Source organism: Pseudoruminococcus sp., from assembly GCF_047012705.1.
GTDB lineage: Bacteria > Bacillota > Clostridia > Oscillospirales > Acutalibacteraceae > Pseudoruminococcus.
Genome location: NZ_JBKXNW010000005.1, coordinates 174,368 through 188,561 on the forward strand (window position 1 = coordinate 174,368; position 14,194 = coordinate 188,561).

The 14,194-nt window shown below is 43.1% G+C and carries 17 protein-coding genes; 4 read left to right on the plus strand and 13 right to left on the minus strand.

Features of this window, described 5'->3' with window-relative positions; genetic code table 11:
* Positions 1-18 precede the first annotated feature (18 nt).
* The 6 genes from ACLU24_RS06635 to ACLU24_RS06660 form a co-directional block, all read right to left on the minus strand.
* Positions 19-693 carry a SipW-dependent-type signal peptide-containing protein gene (locus ACLU24_RS06635; RefSeq protein WP_412611229.1) on the minus strand — a complete coding sequence of 225 codons (675 nt, stop codon included), beginning with the start codon at positions 691-693 and terminating at the stop codon, positions 19-21.
* Positions 680-1,186 (minus strand): signal peptidase I, encoded by a 507-nt coding sequence (locus tag ACLU24_RS06640; RefSeq protein ID WP_412611230.1) that lies wholly within the window; start codon positions 1,184-1,186, stop codon positions 680-682. The genes ACLU24_RS06635 and ACLU24_RS06640 overlap by 14 nt, the downstream gene beginning before the upstream one ends.
* A 2-nt stretch (positions 1,187-1,188) precedes the next feature.
* Positions 1,189-1,926: a hypothetical protein gene (locus ACLU24_RS06645; protein WP_412611231.1), complete on the minus strand. Its 738-nt coding sequence runs from the start codon at positions 1,924-1,926 to the stop codon at positions 1,189-1,191.
* Between the two features lie 81 nt (positions 1,927-2,007).
* Positions 2,008-2,877 carry a hypothetical protein gene (locus ACLU24_RS06650; protein ID WP_412611233.1) on the minus strand — a complete coding sequence of 290 codons (870 nt, stop codon included), beginning with the start codon at positions 2,875-2,877 and terminating at the stop codon, positions 2,008-2,010.
* 49 nt (positions 2,878-2,926) lie between these two features.
* Positions 2,927-4,195, minus strand: coding sequence for a BsaA family SipW-dependent biofilm matrix protein (locus tag ACLU24_RS06655; protein WP_412611235.1), 1,269 nt, complete (start codon positions 4,193-4,195; stop codon positions 2,927-2,929).
* A 59-nt stretch (positions 4,196-4,254) separates the two neighbouring features.
* Positions 4,255-4,890, minus strand: coding sequence for a signal peptidase I (locus tag ACLU24_RS06660; protein WP_412611332.1), 636 nt, complete (start codon positions 4,888-4,890; stop codon positions 4,255-4,257).
* Positions 4,891-5,209: 319 nt separating this feature from the next.
* Here ACLU24_RS06660 and ACLU24_RS06665 point away from each other — a divergent pair, with 319 nt between their 5' ends.
* The 3 genes from ACLU24_RS06665 (at position 5,210) to ACLU24_RS06675 (ending at position 8,192) form a co-directional block, all read left to right on the plus strand.
* A complete protein-coding gene (locus ACLU24_RS06665) occupies positions 5,210-5,593 on the plus strand; it encodes a transposase family protein (protein WP_412611237.1) in 384 nt (127 codons plus the stop codon).
* A gap of 9 nt (positions 5,594-5,602) precedes the next feature.
* Positions 5,603-6,331, plus strand: a complete 729-nt coding sequence (locus ACLU24_RS06670; RefSeq protein WP_412611238.1) for an ISAs1 family transposase — start codon at positions 5,603-5,605, stop codon at positions 6,329-6,331.
* Positions 6,332-6,422: 91 nt separating this feature from the next.
* Positions 6,423-8,192 carry a transposase gene (locus ACLU24_RS06675; protein WP_412611240.1) on the plus strand — a complete coding sequence of 590 codons (1,770 nt, stop codon included), beginning with the start codon at positions 6,423-6,425 and terminating at the stop codon, positions 8,190-8,192.
* A gap of 187 nt (positions 8,193-8,379) precedes the next feature.
* On the opposite strand, the gene ACLU24_RS06680 is transcribed toward ACLU24_RS06675, so the two are convergent.
* The 6 genes from ACLU24_RS06680 to ACLU24_RS06705 form a co-directional block, all read right to left on the minus strand.
* Positions 8,380-8,598, minus strand: coding sequence for a hypothetical protein (locus tag ACLU24_RS06680; RefSeq protein WP_412611241.1), 219 nt, complete (start codon positions 8,596-8,598; stop codon positions 8,380-8,382).
* The gene (locus tag ACLU24_RS06685; RefSeq protein ID WP_412611242.1) at positions 8,574-9,062 is read right to left on the minus strand and encodes a gamma-glutamylcyclotransferase family protein; all 489 of its coding nucleotides are present in this window, start codon (positions 9,060-9,062) and stop codon (positions 8,574-8,576) included. The genes ACLU24_RS06680 and ACLU24_RS06685 overlap by 25 nt, the downstream gene beginning before the upstream one ends.
* Before the next feature lie 108 nt (positions 9,063-9,170).
* On the minus strand, positions 9,171-10,115 hold the full coding sequence (locus tag ACLU24_RS06690) for an amidoligase family protein (RefSeq protein ID WP_412611243.1): 945 nt from the start codon (positions 10,113-10,115) through the stop codon (positions 9,171-9,173).
* A 149-nt stretch (positions 10,116-10,264) separates the two neighbouring features.
* Entirely contained in the window at positions 10,265-10,657 is a 393-nt protein-coding gene (locus ACLU24_RS06695; RefSeq protein WP_412611245.1) for a DUF4314 domain-containing protein, read from the minus strand.
* Positions 10,654-11,394 carry a virulence protein gene (locus tag ACLU24_RS06700; RefSeq protein ID WP_412611247.1) on the minus strand — a complete coding sequence of 247 codons (741 nt, stop codon included), beginning with the start codon at positions 11,392-11,394 and terminating at the stop codon, positions 10,654-10,656. Before ACLU24_RS06700 ends, ACLU24_RS06695 begins: the two co-directional genes overlap by 4 nt.
* 104 nt (positions 11,395-11,498) lie before the next feature.
* Positions 11,499-11,831, minus strand: a complete 333-nt coding sequence (locus tag ACLU24_RS06705; protein ID WP_412611250.1) for a DNA-processing protein DprA — start codon at positions 11,829-11,831, stop codon at positions 11,499-11,501.
* A 109-nt stretch (positions 11,832-11,940) separates the two neighbouring features.
* On the opposite strand from ACLU24_RS06705, the gene ACLU24_RS06710 reads away from it, so the two are divergent.
* Complete coding sequence (locus ACLU24_RS06710) at positions 11,941-12,144, plus strand: type II toxin-antitoxin system antitoxin (protein WP_294492144.1); 204 nt, start codon at positions 11,941-11,943, stop codon at positions 12,142-12,144.
* On the opposite strand, the gene ACLU24_RS06715 is transcribed toward ACLU24_RS06710, so the two are convergent.
* Positions 12,145-14,094, minus strand: a complete 1,950-nt coding sequence (locus tag ACLU24_RS06715; RefSeq protein ID WP_412611252.1) for a DNA cytosine methyltransferase — start codon at positions 14,092-14,094, stop codon at positions 12,145-12,147.
* Positions 14,095-14,194 lie beyond the last annotated feature (100 nt).

The following is a 14,194-nucleotide window of genomic DNA, read 5'->3' on the forward strand; positions in this document are numbered from 1 at the left end:
TTGTTTCGCCCCCTGTTATTAAAATTTGTCGGCACAATTCTTAACCGTCGGGTCTTCTATCACTGCTGTGCTGACCCCTTCAGCGATGACTTTAATCGTGAATTTATTGTCAAATACGCCGTCGAAATCCGATTTCTTCACCGGCAGTTCAATACATTCAAATAGTTTTGGTGTAGCTTCGTGCGGTTTCAAAGCCTTACAAGATTTGTTTTCTACTTCGTTTTCTACATAATAAAAATAACCACCATAATAGTAAAAATCGGGATTATTATATTCGCCGCTCTTCGTGTCATAAAACAAATCCCCTTTTTCATCATCGAAGTTATAGTTATAATAAATATGTGAAATGATTTGCTTAATGATTTGCTTGTAGAGATCCTCATTGATTTCTTTCTCGTCAACGGTGATTTCTACCTTCATACGCACGTATACTTCCGCCTCGGAATTGTTATAGATATACGGGTCTTTCGGTATCTCCATCCCCGGCACAGCTTTCTGAGCCATCTTTGCACCCTCGCTCTCCCATCGTGTTTCATACAGCACGATCGAAGGAGTTTTTGCGTTGAAATTATTTGTCACCTCGTCCTGCGAGGTAAAATAGGCAAGCGAGCCTACGCACAAAAGCAAGCCTGCAATCAGCATACACAGCGACAGCATTATCTGACTTTTTAAAGAAAATTTAAACTTTTTCATCTTCATGCTCCGCCTTTCTCTTATTTTCTCTATAAAACTGTATGATCATCAATATCACGAGAACCGCCAGTACTGCGATCAGAAGCCATTTTACTGCCGGAAGGTTAATGATATTGATCACATAGCCTATCTTTTCGATTTTATATACAACCTTGCCCGCAACACTTTCAAACGCAACAGGTGCATCGTTGGTATTATTCATGTCCCCGCAGGTAATAAAATATCTTTTTTCGTCATTTCTTTTGACAACTCTGTGGGTGACAACGGTCAGATTTTCGTCTGCCGCAAATGTGATCACATCCCCTGCTTCTATTTCGGCAGGCTCTGTCGATTGTACAAATATCATCGAGCCGACAGGATATGCTTCCCCCATGCTGCCGGTCTGAATAATAAATACTGATATTCCGCATACCCGCAGAACAATCAGCAATGCTCCGGCTGCAAATATTAATGTGAAAAATATTCTGCTGATGATGTTCAGTAAGGTTTTCATATTCATTCATTCTTTTCCAATTTTCTGTCAGAATTAATTTTTACATTAGTCCACATGGTATTTGCCGCTTTTCCCTCCGACTGTATTCCGTCTGCCAGTACATCGACCGTCAGCTTTGCACCAAGTGATTTCAGTTTCTGCTTGGTATCGGAAGAGATCGTTACATAGTCAAGCAGCGGCGGCGTTTTTTTGCCGATAGAAATCACGCTTTTGCAGTAAAAATAGCCGTCCTTGTCATTGTAAAACCAATGTTCGTTCCAATCAGCCGCTAAATGAAAGGTAACCGCTCCCATTGTATAGCTATTTGATTCCTGATTGATCTCTATAGCTGTCAATGCTCCGAAATCATCCAAAGGCATATCGGCATCAACCATAACTTTGCTTTCTTCCGCAGTTCCTGCATTAACAGTGACTTCCGCTGTCCATCTCGGGTTAATGCAGACCCTGATATAGGCAGAAGTATTATTTTCGTCCTTATTATTCAAGTTGGCAATTTCAACTTTTTTATCTGCTTTGTAGTTTTCATTATCTGATTTCCATTCCAATGGTTTCTTCAATTCAGAATCAGAGTTTTCCTCGTTATTTTCCACAACCGCCAGCGATATCACTGCCGGCACAAAATCATTTTCCTTTTCTTTGTGTAAATTATCCGTGACTGCAGATGTTGTCAGAACTGCTGCCCCTATGATAAAAGCCGCAACAGCACACAATACTGTCACTTTTGTTTTGCCCTTCAACATACAATCACCTCAATCTTTTTTCAATATTTACCATATGATAATACAGAAAAAGAGCCGCCAAAAAAAGCGACTTTTTTTCTTTCACGAATCAGACCTTTGCTTTTTCTTTTTGCTGGCAAGCAAAATAATAAGAATCAAAGCAGCCGTCATAATAATGATGATCGCTGTCCATGCAACAACCTCACCTGTCTGTACAAAATCAATGATAGTTCCTCCGCCTGAGGGCTTCGGATAGATCTCCGAGCCGCCGTCATCGCTTGATGTACGAAGATATGAACTTTCCGTTCCGCTGCCGGAGTCGGACGGAGGATCAGGCTCACTGAGTTCTGTGATATGGGTATCTTCTACTTGTGCATAAAAACTCCATTGAAAGGTCGTTTCTCCCGAAATTTCGTTCTGACCGCTCTTTTCACGGATAACAGTAGTTCCGCCGGTATCGACAATGCGTTCACCGTTGTCAATAAAGCCGCCTGCGGAGGTACCGTTCCATTTCACATCAACCTTCATTACATGGCTTTCGCCAGGCTCAAAATTGCCGAGACTCAACGCATTGTCACGGATATCAGGCGTTCCTTCTCCTGTGACTTTGCCACTGTAAACTGTTTCCCCGTCAATAGATATCTCACAGCTACATTCGTTTTCCAGATCTATTTCACCGCTTTTTGTCAGCGGTTCTGCTCTGAAAGATATTTTGTATGATGCGTCATCCCGCAGGTTCATCAACTGAATGTTTTTTGTGTATGTCAGCCCTGCCTGCATATTTTCGACAATGAAAAAATATTCTCCGTTTTCGCTTGCCGACTGTCCATTCTCGTCCAGCACTACAAGCTTTTCAGGCAATCCCTGCACACTTCCGGAGCTAAGCGGCACCGCATATGCAGTTACATTCATGCAAAAGATGAGCACTGCCGCAAAGACTACGAATATTAACTTGCAAACCCGTTTCATCATGCAGCAGCACTCCTTTTCGATCTATGTCAGCATTGTATTTTTATTTGTATTATGATCTTTCAGACCAAGTTACAGTTTTGTCTAAATCATTATAACTTGCTTTCAGCACTGCCCACTCCTGTGCATTAACCGCAGTTACAGCCGTACCGTCTACTGCTCTGTCATCAACAACCTGTGCGGAATCAACCGTTACCTTGAGGTTATAATCCAGTGAAAGATATGCTCCATTGTTGACATTGCTGTCAAGAGTGATACTGTTAATTACTTCAGATGCAGTCGTACCTCCGCCAAGCAGTTTATTGTAGTAGAAAGAAAGGTTATGCCCGCTTTCTACATTTTTATATGTTGTAGTATCAACTGTTTTATTTGCTTCATTAGTTACAAGTGTCCAATCTTTAGTATCATCAGTTGCAACTTTTTCAGTATTAACAGCAATATCAACGATAATCTCATCGCCATTTAAACCTGATAATTTGTTGTTTGTTCTATCCCACGTCAGTTCGCTACCCTTAGGATCATAGTAGGCATAAACAACACTGCTATCTGCGTTTGCAACATAATTAAGATCCTTTGCTTCTATAAGCTTTGTTTCAGTCTTTTTAACCTGAGCCTTAACCTTATATATATTATCGGCATCGGGAGTAGTTATATCAATAGCATAATATTTATCTCCATTTGTATCGTCTTTCACAAAATAGTAACCGTCGTATGTTACCTTTGTTGTTTTACCATCTGTGTCACTTTCTTCTGTTGAACGTGCAAAGATGTAATAACCTGTTGTTTCAGGTGTATAATCAGTACCTACAAGCGTGCCATTCTGAGTTTTAAGTACTTCTGCACCGTCACCCTGAATATTATTTGTATCATAATCGTCTATTACAGGACTGTAAACCAGTCTGCCGCCTGCCTGAATTGCTTTCACTTCATCTTTTGAGCGTCCGGTAGTGTCCGGAAGACTGATTTTAGTGTCCTCAGTTGCAAGTTCAACATAATTGGAAACATTAGCTGGTTTAAAACTTTCAGAATCTACATAATTCTTCAAAACAATATTTCCGGTGAGCGTAGCCTTAACGAAAGCATCAACATTACCCGTGTTAGTAACGCCAACTTTTTTCTCAACTTCCTGTCCCGGTGTCCAGTTTGAGGGCGGTGTAAAGTCCTCGACAGCTACTACATCATAGCTGCTTTGTGCACTGAGTTTATTGACAACCTCATCCTTGCTTGTGAACCATGCAAATGTGGAACCTGCCACTATAAGAGCCGCAAATATGCAGGACACTGCAAGCACTCTTCTTTTGTTTTTCTTATTTTTTGACATAACACATTCTCCTTTAATAATAAATTTTTTTACAGCCAAAAAGCTGTTGTGACAAAACGTCATTCAGTTTTTTCGCTGTTTGCTTCACCTGCTCCTCCGGCAGCTTCAGGCATCCGATCATCGTCATCATCCTCTGCCTTGAAATATCTTTTCAGCAGATAAATGAATACGACGATCATTGCTGTAATGGCGGCAATATAATACCACCTCAGCTGTACAAAACGAATGATGTACCCAAGCTTGGGGATTCCGAACACAGCCTTTCCTATTACTTTTTCTTCATCTATAAGAAAACTGTCTTCAGAATCGTTTGCATCACCTTTTGTTCTGAAGCAGGTAACGCCTGTACCTTCATAATTTTCAATTTTTTCGGTAACACGGTGCGTAAGATACGCTTCACTGTCAGCGGAAGGGTTAAATGTAATAACATCGCCTTCGTTTATCGTATTTGAATCTTCGATATGTACAAAAACAACATCTCCGACTTCATAACTCGGCGACATAGAAGGTGTCAGAATCGTATAATACCGATACCCAAAAATAGATTTTGTCGGTGAAGCGTCAAACGCAAACAACACTGCTCCGATCAGAATGCAGGCAGCCAGCAGATAAACAAACACTGTACTTGACACATTGAAAACACGTGCCGCCACAGAAACTTCTGCATTTTTTGCATCCTGAGTTGTATCGTTCACCAAAATTACCATCCCCCTTCTTTCCAACGTAGTCATCAACTTATGTATGATCACCTTTAAACAGAAATAAACAGAAAAAACGAACTTCAAAAGTGGTAATAGATATGACTAATCAGTTGATTCGTCAGTTAGCTAGTTAAATAGTCAGATAGATAATTAGTTAGTCAGATATCCCGCCTACAGAGTACGCCTGTTTTTAAAATATGTAATTGTAGAAAGGGTAAAACTACACCCTATCTGTTATTATTATATCAAATCGGACACAATTTTGTCAATACTCTTATCAGTATCATTCATCATAGAAAAATTGCAGAATAAAATGAGGGAATTAGAAAGAGAAACAGAACACAAAGGATATTACTATAAAGTGTCCGATGCTTTGACGATCATGATATGTGGAATGTTATGCAATTTACAAAACATATCTGATATACACGAATGGGCACAGGCTGAATCAGTGCGGGAGTTTCTGTTCAAGGAATTTCGCATTTATAAATTGCCGTCAAGAGCACAGTTTTACAATTTGATTGGCTGTGTAAAATCCGAGCAATTTCAGAAGGTATTTATAGAATGGGTTGAGGATGTTATAAAAAGCGGAGAAAGCATCAAAACCATAGCAATAGACGGAAAAACAATATGTTCAACAGAAAAGAGAAAAGCCGATGACGAGGAATCTGTGCATATTCTGAGTGCAGTAATATAAGAGAGCAAATTGATTCTTGGTTCGATGCCGTGCGATAAAAAAATATCTGAACCTAAAGTATTCCGCAAGTTAATAGAAATATTGAATATTAAAGGAGCTGTTGTGGTAGCGGATGCACTTCACACTACAAAAAAGTCCGCAGAAAAAGTAGTAGAAGAAGGCGGAGATTATCTTTTTGTTGTCAAAGACAACAATCCGGGATTAAAAGAAGAGATAGAATTGTATGTTCAGAACGAACATATGGACAAGTGCACCAAAACAGAAAAAAACGGTGGCAGAATAGAAAAACGTACTGCATATACAAGCACAGACATTGATTGGCTGAGCCGAAAAGATGAATGGAAAGGTCTTGCTTGCATCGGTGCAATTCACACGGAATTCACCAAAAACGGTAAAACAAGCAGCGAGTGGCACTACTTTATATCAAGCCGGAAGCTATCACCTGAAGAGTTGCTTAAACACGCTCGTCTGGAGTGGTCAGTTGAAAGTATGCACTGGCTTTTGGATGTTCATTTCCAAGAGGATAAAACAAAAGTCTGGAATATGAATGTTCAAAAAAGCCTGAATATCATGCGGAAAATTGCGTTAAATCTTGCAAGACTTTATAAAGAGCGCTACCAGCCTCGTTCGGCTATTAGCGCCGTTTTGAAGCGCAATATGTACGATCTCAATAACCTCGCGAATTTCATTCGCAATTTTATTGCTGTAATTTCGGTTACAGATTTATTGCAGATTTAGATTGACGTGCCGAAAACCTCAAAAGATATGGAAAAAAGATGAGGAGTGTGATATAATAGTAATGTAAAGAATGGAAGCGGAGGTCATCAATATGGGATATATACAGGGAACAGATCGCAGCCAAATTACACTAATGCCGGATATACTTGATGACTATGTAAGCGAAAATAATGAGGTTCGTGTAATAGATGTATTTGTAGAATCTTTGAATATTGGAGCAATGGGCTTTAAAGCAGAACCGGCCAAAGAAGGACGTCCGGGATATGATCCTCGTGATATGCTGAAACTGTACATATACGGATATCTGAATCATATTCGCTCCTCCAGACGTTTGCAAAAAGAAGCCGGCAGGAATGTAGAGGTAATGTGGCTGCTGAAAAAGATAGTACCTGATTTTCGCTGCATTGCTGATTTTCGCAAGGAAAACGCAAAGGCTATAAAGGAAGTGTTCAAAGCATTTGTTAAGCTGTGCAACAAAGCCGGTCTGTTATCGCATGAATCAGTAGTTATTGACGGTTCAAAGTTCAGAGCTGTAAACGCAGATAATAAAAGCTACACCAATGGCAATGCGAAGAAGGTTCTTCTGGATGTTGAAGAAAAGATCGGTCGGTATATGAAAGAGCTGGATGAAGCTGATGCCGCCGAAGCTAAGCCGGGAGCTTTAACAAAAGAGGATATTGAAGGGGTGCTGGATTATCTGGAGAGAAGAAAAAGCCAGCTATCAGAAGCACTGTCGGAAATGGAGAAAAGCGGAGAAAATCATATTTGCACAACAGATCCGGAATGTCGTTTGATGAAAAGCAGAGATGGTATCAGACCCTGCTTTAATGTGCAGACCGCAGTAGAATCAGAAAATCATCTGATAGTTTATTACGATGTGACAAGCGAATGTACCGACTGGAATCTGCTTGAGGATGATATCAACGGTGCTAAGGAAGCACTTGGTGTAGAAAATATTGAGGGCATTGCCGACAAGGGCTACGGAGATGATGAGGTTATACTTGAATGTCTTCTGAATGGTGATACCCCCACAACACATCCGAATAAAGGTGAGAAATGCAGAACATTCAGGTTCAAGAAAACAAATGTTGAAATAAGCGAGGAAATGCTTTCTTCAAAAGATAAAGATACGCTTATCCGGTGCGTATCTGCCGGCATACTTCCCAAAGTACTGCAGCGTGATGATGTAACGATTGAAGCATTCAAAAGACGGGAGCCGGGAAGCAGTGTTTATCTTGATAAAGAAACAGGAGAGATGGTATCTTATGCTGAAATGAAGGCTATGGGAGGAACGGAAACAGAACAGATTGAAGTAAAAAGGGTTGAACCAATACAGCCGTATTTTGAGCGTGATATAGAAAAGGATATTGTTACCTGTCCGATGGGCAGAACTCTTTTTTATGCAGGACCGGGGCATCCGAACGGAAAAAAGGATCCGACTATACGCAGATATCACCGTCTTTCAGCGTGTTCTAAATGCCCGAACAAATGTACATTGGGACAACGGAGGATAGTGTCATTCAAAGAGGGGGAAACACGCAAGGAAGAACATTTTTATGATAAAGCACGAGATAATAAAATCGTTCGGAAAACAAATCATCGTTTTAAATCTATCGCTTTATCCGAGGAGGAAAGTACATGGGATGAGTGGATAATTCTGCGATTTTATCCCAATCAACAGCATTTGAGAAAAAGAAATACGGTTGTTGAGCATCCGTATGGAACAGTAAAAAGATGGCACGGGGCAAGCTACCTGCTGACGAAAGGAAAGCTGAAAGTGGCTGCTGAAACCGGGCTTTCTTTCCTTGCCTATAATTTCCGGAGAGTGATTAATATACTCGGAGTTCAACAAACGCTATAGCTTATCAGAGCCTGATATGGCTCTTTTTTTTTCAAACTTAATCATACAAGCATCCAAATCAGGTGTTATTTCAGCCTGCCGCCAAATTGTCAATTTGTGACAGTTTTCAGTCGGCTTTTTCTATGCCCATTTTTTGATTTTTCGGACAGTCTCCAAGCAATTATGCACACATATATCCGACAAAGAATCAGACTTTATCTTGTGTATATCTGTCCATGCTGCGGTGTATCGCATCAAGGATTTTATCCTGTTCCTCCGCATCTATGCCGAGGCTTTCCAATGCCTGACGAGTGCCGCAATCACCACAAATCGGGGGCTCGTTATCTGTTCTGGATATTGCAGGGTGTCCGATGTACTCCTGTCCGCAAATGGGGCATACCCTTACTTTAAGTTCTTTCGTTTCCATAAAATCTTACGCATCCTTTCTACTGTTCTTTTAAGTATTCTCGTGTCAAATCCGAAGTCCCTGTAACCCTGAATACAGGTTTCCATGTAATAGGGAGTCGGCAATCCGACATCTCGTCCATCGGTCATTATGTAGGCGAAACACCTTAGTTCCTTGGTTGTCCTGCTGTCAAGAAGCGTGACTGCAAGATCAAAGTCATGCTTGTAGTAGAATCTCGGATACCCTTCATAGCGGTCAAGTGCCTTTTCGTCTTCGGCTGTGACCTCCCAAACCGCAACAGGAACTCTGCTGCCGATTTTCGGCTCGATTGTCAGATAATAGCCTGAACCGCTGCCTCTGAAGTACAAAGTGTTGTGTTCAAGCTCTGCCGTTCCGATGGGCTTGGCTCCGGGACATCTGCGTACCATCTGTGCTACATTCAGGTTACTGCCGTAGGCAATGTAATAGCGTTTTTCTTTGCTCATCTTAATTCATCCTTTCTCGAAGGAATACCCTTCTACCACCTTAAGACTTGGGAACACAGGCTCTGTGCGCCAAGTCGGTCGGGGTGTTGGGTGACAGGAGGCTGTTCCTTATGCTCTGCCGAATCTGAATGCTGTGTCGCCTTCAAGGTTTCTTGTTAAAAGGTCTCTTGCTGTGGCGAACTCTTCACCGATGAATCCCAAGCGGAGGAGCCAAGTTCTCATTGCATATTTCGGGTTTTCTTTCTGCTGCTCTTTCGGGCTTGCTGTTCTGACCTCCTTGGCCATCTCGCTGAGTGCAAGACAAAGCTGAATGTAGCTCTTGAGCTGTCCTGCGTGAAGGCCGTTCTGCTTGCCGCCGCTTGGTGCATCGAATTGAAAAAGTCTGAATTCAACCGTGCCTTTTGTAAAGGTTGCGTGGAGGTTGAGCATATGGTAGCGGCTGTCGTTGTAGTGGTGGCTTCTGCCGTAATTTGCACCGTTGCCCTCGTACCAGATGTCTGCAAGCTGGCTCATTGTTTTCGGCTTTTTGCTGTTGAGCTTTGCGAGGAAATTCGGATTGACCGTTCTGCAGTAGCGGCTCATTCTGCCTTCGTTTATTTTCAGGGCTGTTGCGATCAGGCGTTCGTGTGAGGCCATCAGGTTTGCAAGATTTCTGAGGGTCTGTGCTGTGTGACCGTTTGCTCCGATGTGAATGTGTACTCCGCAGCCCCTTGTTGCGTCGCTTTTTGCTCCAGCCTTGCGGAGCCTTCTGATCAGCTCCTGCAAAAGCTCAATGTCGCTGTAGTGAAGGATTGGGGTTACAAGTTCGCATTTTTCGCTGTCCGGTCCGCTGATGCTGACATCCTTCTGGAATTTCCACTCTCTGCCGTCTGCGTCCCATGCTGACCAGGTGCTGTATCCGTTGCGGCCTGCTGTGTTCTGGTATCTTCTCGTTCCGAAGAACTCTGCGGCGGTCTTTGCAGCCTTTTCTCTGGTGATGCTGTTCATCTCTACCTCGACCCCGATCGTCTGCTTTTTCATTTCCTCTATCTGTCTTGCAACCTTAGTATTCATCGTAGTTTCCTCCGTTTTTTGTTTGTTTATTTTCCCTTTCGGTATGTGTATATTAACTCTACCTTGACACTATATCAAGCAATATTTGAGATGTATATCCACCAATCATAAGGGCTGTTTTTCGGAGGAAGTTGTGTATATTATGATGGTCAATCCAGTTCGTCAGTGCAGTAATTCTTGCCTAAGATCAGCTTTGTATAGATAGTTGCGTAGCGTTCTCTTTCACTGCCCTCGGTAGCTTTCAAGGCTTCAAGAAAAAAATCCTTCGCTTCTTTTCGGCAGTCCCACAGCTTTTCTTCGCCGTAGCAGACTGTTGTAACGCTGTCGAGATTTTCCACCTCGTCAACTCCGTAAACCACATTCAGTCCGCAGCCGTTGTCCCACTTTACCAAAAGGCTGGCGGCATCATCAACACCCTGCACAGTACCTTTAGTACCAATGGGAGGAGCTTGGCAGTCGTCCATTTTTCGGAGAATCACTCTTGTTCCGACAGGGTATTGCTGTTTCAGTTTTTCGATTATATCTCTGCCCGGATATTTCATTCCTGCTCACCGTCCCTTCCGGCTTTGAATGCTGACGAGCCGCTGAGATTACGGAGCAGGATTTTTCTTTCCGCTTTGTACTCAGTGCCGATAAATCCTAATCTTAAGAGAAAACACCTGAAAGCGTATTTTTCGTTATCTACTTCTTTTTCCTTCGCTGTCACTCTTTTCGCATCCTTTGTCATTTTGCAGAATGCCGTGACGAAATGCGTATAAGCCATCGCTTCATCAATGCTGACCTCTCCGAACCAGGGGAAACAAATCGTTTTGCTTTCCTCATTGATCTCAAATCCCAGCTCATCCACACCGAGAGCCTTTTTTATAAGGCCGCCCTTTGCGTCAAGGAGCTTTGTCAGATTGCCAACAGCCACGCTTTCAAGCGGCAGAGTTATCGTAAGGTTTATTCTTTCGCACTGTTCCCCCTGTGTGGGCTTGTGTTCGGCTGTTTCGGGTTCTGCAGATAATTCCTCGGCTTCGCTTTCAGCCGCCGTGTCTGGCGTTTCTGCGGCAGTTCCTTCAAAGCCTTTCTGTGCAAGCTGCTCCAGAAGATTCTCGATTTCTTCGCTGTCGGCTCTGTCGTCAAATTCCAAAGCCCCGTCCTTCGTTACCGTAAAGTAATCGATCTCGTAGGCGCAGGTTGGCATGAATTTATAAACTGCTTCTGCTCCGGTTATTTCGGAAATTGCCTTTACCAGTGCTTTTCTCTCTGCTCCTGTTCTGTTGAATTCTATTCGCATGGTGATTGCCTCCTTGTTTTTTTGGTAAGTACATATATCACTCTTTTTCGCCTGAAAGTCAACAACAACGGCAGAGATAAAAGGAAATCTACATAGTACACAAATCAGGAGAAAATATGTACATCAAGCTGCACACCCTGCTTTTTGCAGTTGTCTATGACATACTTTGTACCTCTGGACTTTCCATCCCAGAAAGCAATTACAACATCTGCATATTCGATTATTTGCAGATTTCTTTTCAGCGGAGCACCTCTGCCGTACTTGCTGTATTCCGGCAGAAACTCTGTCAGCTTTAAATCATGCGATAAAGCATAATCCCTCGCACAGGTATCTATGCCCTTTGCACCGCCGGACACTATCTCCGTTGTATCCTCCGGCAGATATTTCCCCAGATCATTTACTGTCAGACCTCGTGAACCTATAACTGCTACTTTCATAAAAGAACCCTCCAATTTTATAGATATACGGTATATTCACTTTTAACATTTTAACATATAAAGCGGCTAAAATGAACACATAATATATCTAAACAAGAGGTGTTCTTTTATGGCAGTAAAGAGTGTATCAATCAGAATCGAACAGGAAATGCTTGATAAGATCGGCTATATTGCTGATTATCAGGGTCGTTCCGTCAACAGTCATATCCTTGTTCTGATAAGAAACGAAATTGAAGATTTTGAAAAGGAGCATGGTGCAATTACCGGGGACATTGATCCTGCTGAAAATGTCAAACCGACAAGAAAGAATTGATTATTCGCTTTCAGCCGCATAATAAGCTATTCCGGCAAGTACGAAAAACACGACAGGCAATGAAACTCCGTTACCCCACAGCTTGTATTCTGCTGAATCGCTGTGGGGATTTTGCAGCCACTTTCGTATCTGATTATCAGATTTTGGCTTTGTTTTCTTTCCCATAGCTTCATCGTACTCTCTGAAAATCTCCCTCCACTTTGCTATATCTTCATCGGTAGGATTCTCTGATGCAAGATCACTGCACCACCAGTCAGGAAAGCCCTGTAATCTCGCACATTCGGTCGGTGTCAGCCTGCGGACAATGTATTCCATTTCATCATCGGTATCGTTAATGGTCGGAGGGTCTTTATAGTCGCTCGCCACAAGGGTATCCGCAAGCTCCTCTGATGCTCTGGTATGATAGGAATTTTTACTTGTGCAGTATGTCGGGTGAGCAACAGCCCCCGGTCCTTTGGCTACCATTGTCGGTTCGACCTCTTCCTGAATGGAAATAGCATACTGTGCATTTTGTCCCATGTTATAAGTTGCACGGTCAATACCGTAAGCAACCCCGTGTTGTTCGGTAGTGTTTAGCGTATAGCCTACACCTTCTTCGGAATAGCCGTTGCCATGATGGGATGGTCTTGTGCCATTGCCCTCGATAGCAACAACGGCAATGCCGCCCTGATTTTTATTAGGCGATTGGTCGCTGGTATCAATGGTTCTGCTCGTTTCAGCTTTGTAAAATCCGCTGTTTGGATTGTCGCTTTTCATAGCGTTGCTGTCTTTTGAGCAGATACCGTATGCTTCTACTACTGCTATCCCGCCCTGATTGGCATCGGGAGGAATACCGCCCGTATCGACTGTTCGTGCAGTATTGGTTTCATATACATTCTGCCTTGCGTTTTTCGTACCTTCGGAAGTAAAGCGGACATCGTATGTTTTCTCTACCACGAAGGGCTGATTGTTGCCGCCCATACCGTATGTAGCACTCACGGTTGGTGCTATATCATCAAGCACTTTATATCTTGTATCTTGACTGTGGTTATCTATCACTGCGGCAGGAACCACCCCTGCACGGAGCGTTGGAGATTTTTCTTTTTCATAACCGATGGAACGGCTCTTGGCTGAATGCTCCGTACAAAAGCCTGCCGATTCCATAACCACAGGGGGATGATGCGATTCGGCACGGAGGGTACAGGTCTTTTCCTCCGTAACATCCATTCGGCTTCCACCCTGATCGTTCAGACAGATCTTGCCTGACGCTCCAAAGCCTTGCGTAATACCTCCGGCAGCTGCTTGCCACGAGCGGAAGCTCTCCGCAGAATACCCAGAGAGGCCTTCGGACTCAAATAATATTTTTCCGGCACATCTGTCATTAAAATCTGCGACAAGATAGATGCGTTTTCGTCTCTGTGGGATTCCCCAGTATTGAGAGTCAAATACCCTCCATGCGATTGAGAAATCATCTCCCAGAATTTCTCCCGCGTTGTGCCATTTTGCAGGTCGAGCCGCATCAATTTCACAGCCTTTGACCGAGCAGAAGCTTTCGAGGACTGCCTGGAAATCCTCTCCTTTGTTGGAGGAGAATGCCCCGCATACATTTTCCCAGACTGCGTATCTCGGATATTTGCCATTACTTTTACACCTCATTTCTTTTATGATTCTTATAGCCTGATAAAACAGACCGCTTCGTGAGCCGTCAAGCCCGGTTCTCTTGCCAGCTATACTCATATCCTGACAGGGCGACCCAAATGTGATAATATCCACAGGCGGCAGGTCAGCACCGTTCAGCTTGTTTACATCTCCGTAATGCTTTACCTCCGGCAGACGCTTTTCCGTTACACGGATTGGGAACGGTTCGATTTCGGAATTAAAGACGGGCTTTATCCCGGCAAGGATGCCGCCCAGTTCAAAACCCCCGGAGCCTGAAAACAAGCTACCGAGGGTGAGTTCTTTATTAGCCACTACGCTCCACCTCTTTCACGAGATCGGAATAAGGTATTTTTTCTCCGTTGCGGATTACATACACCCCGTCTGCATCACCTGTATCCTCTACATATCTGCG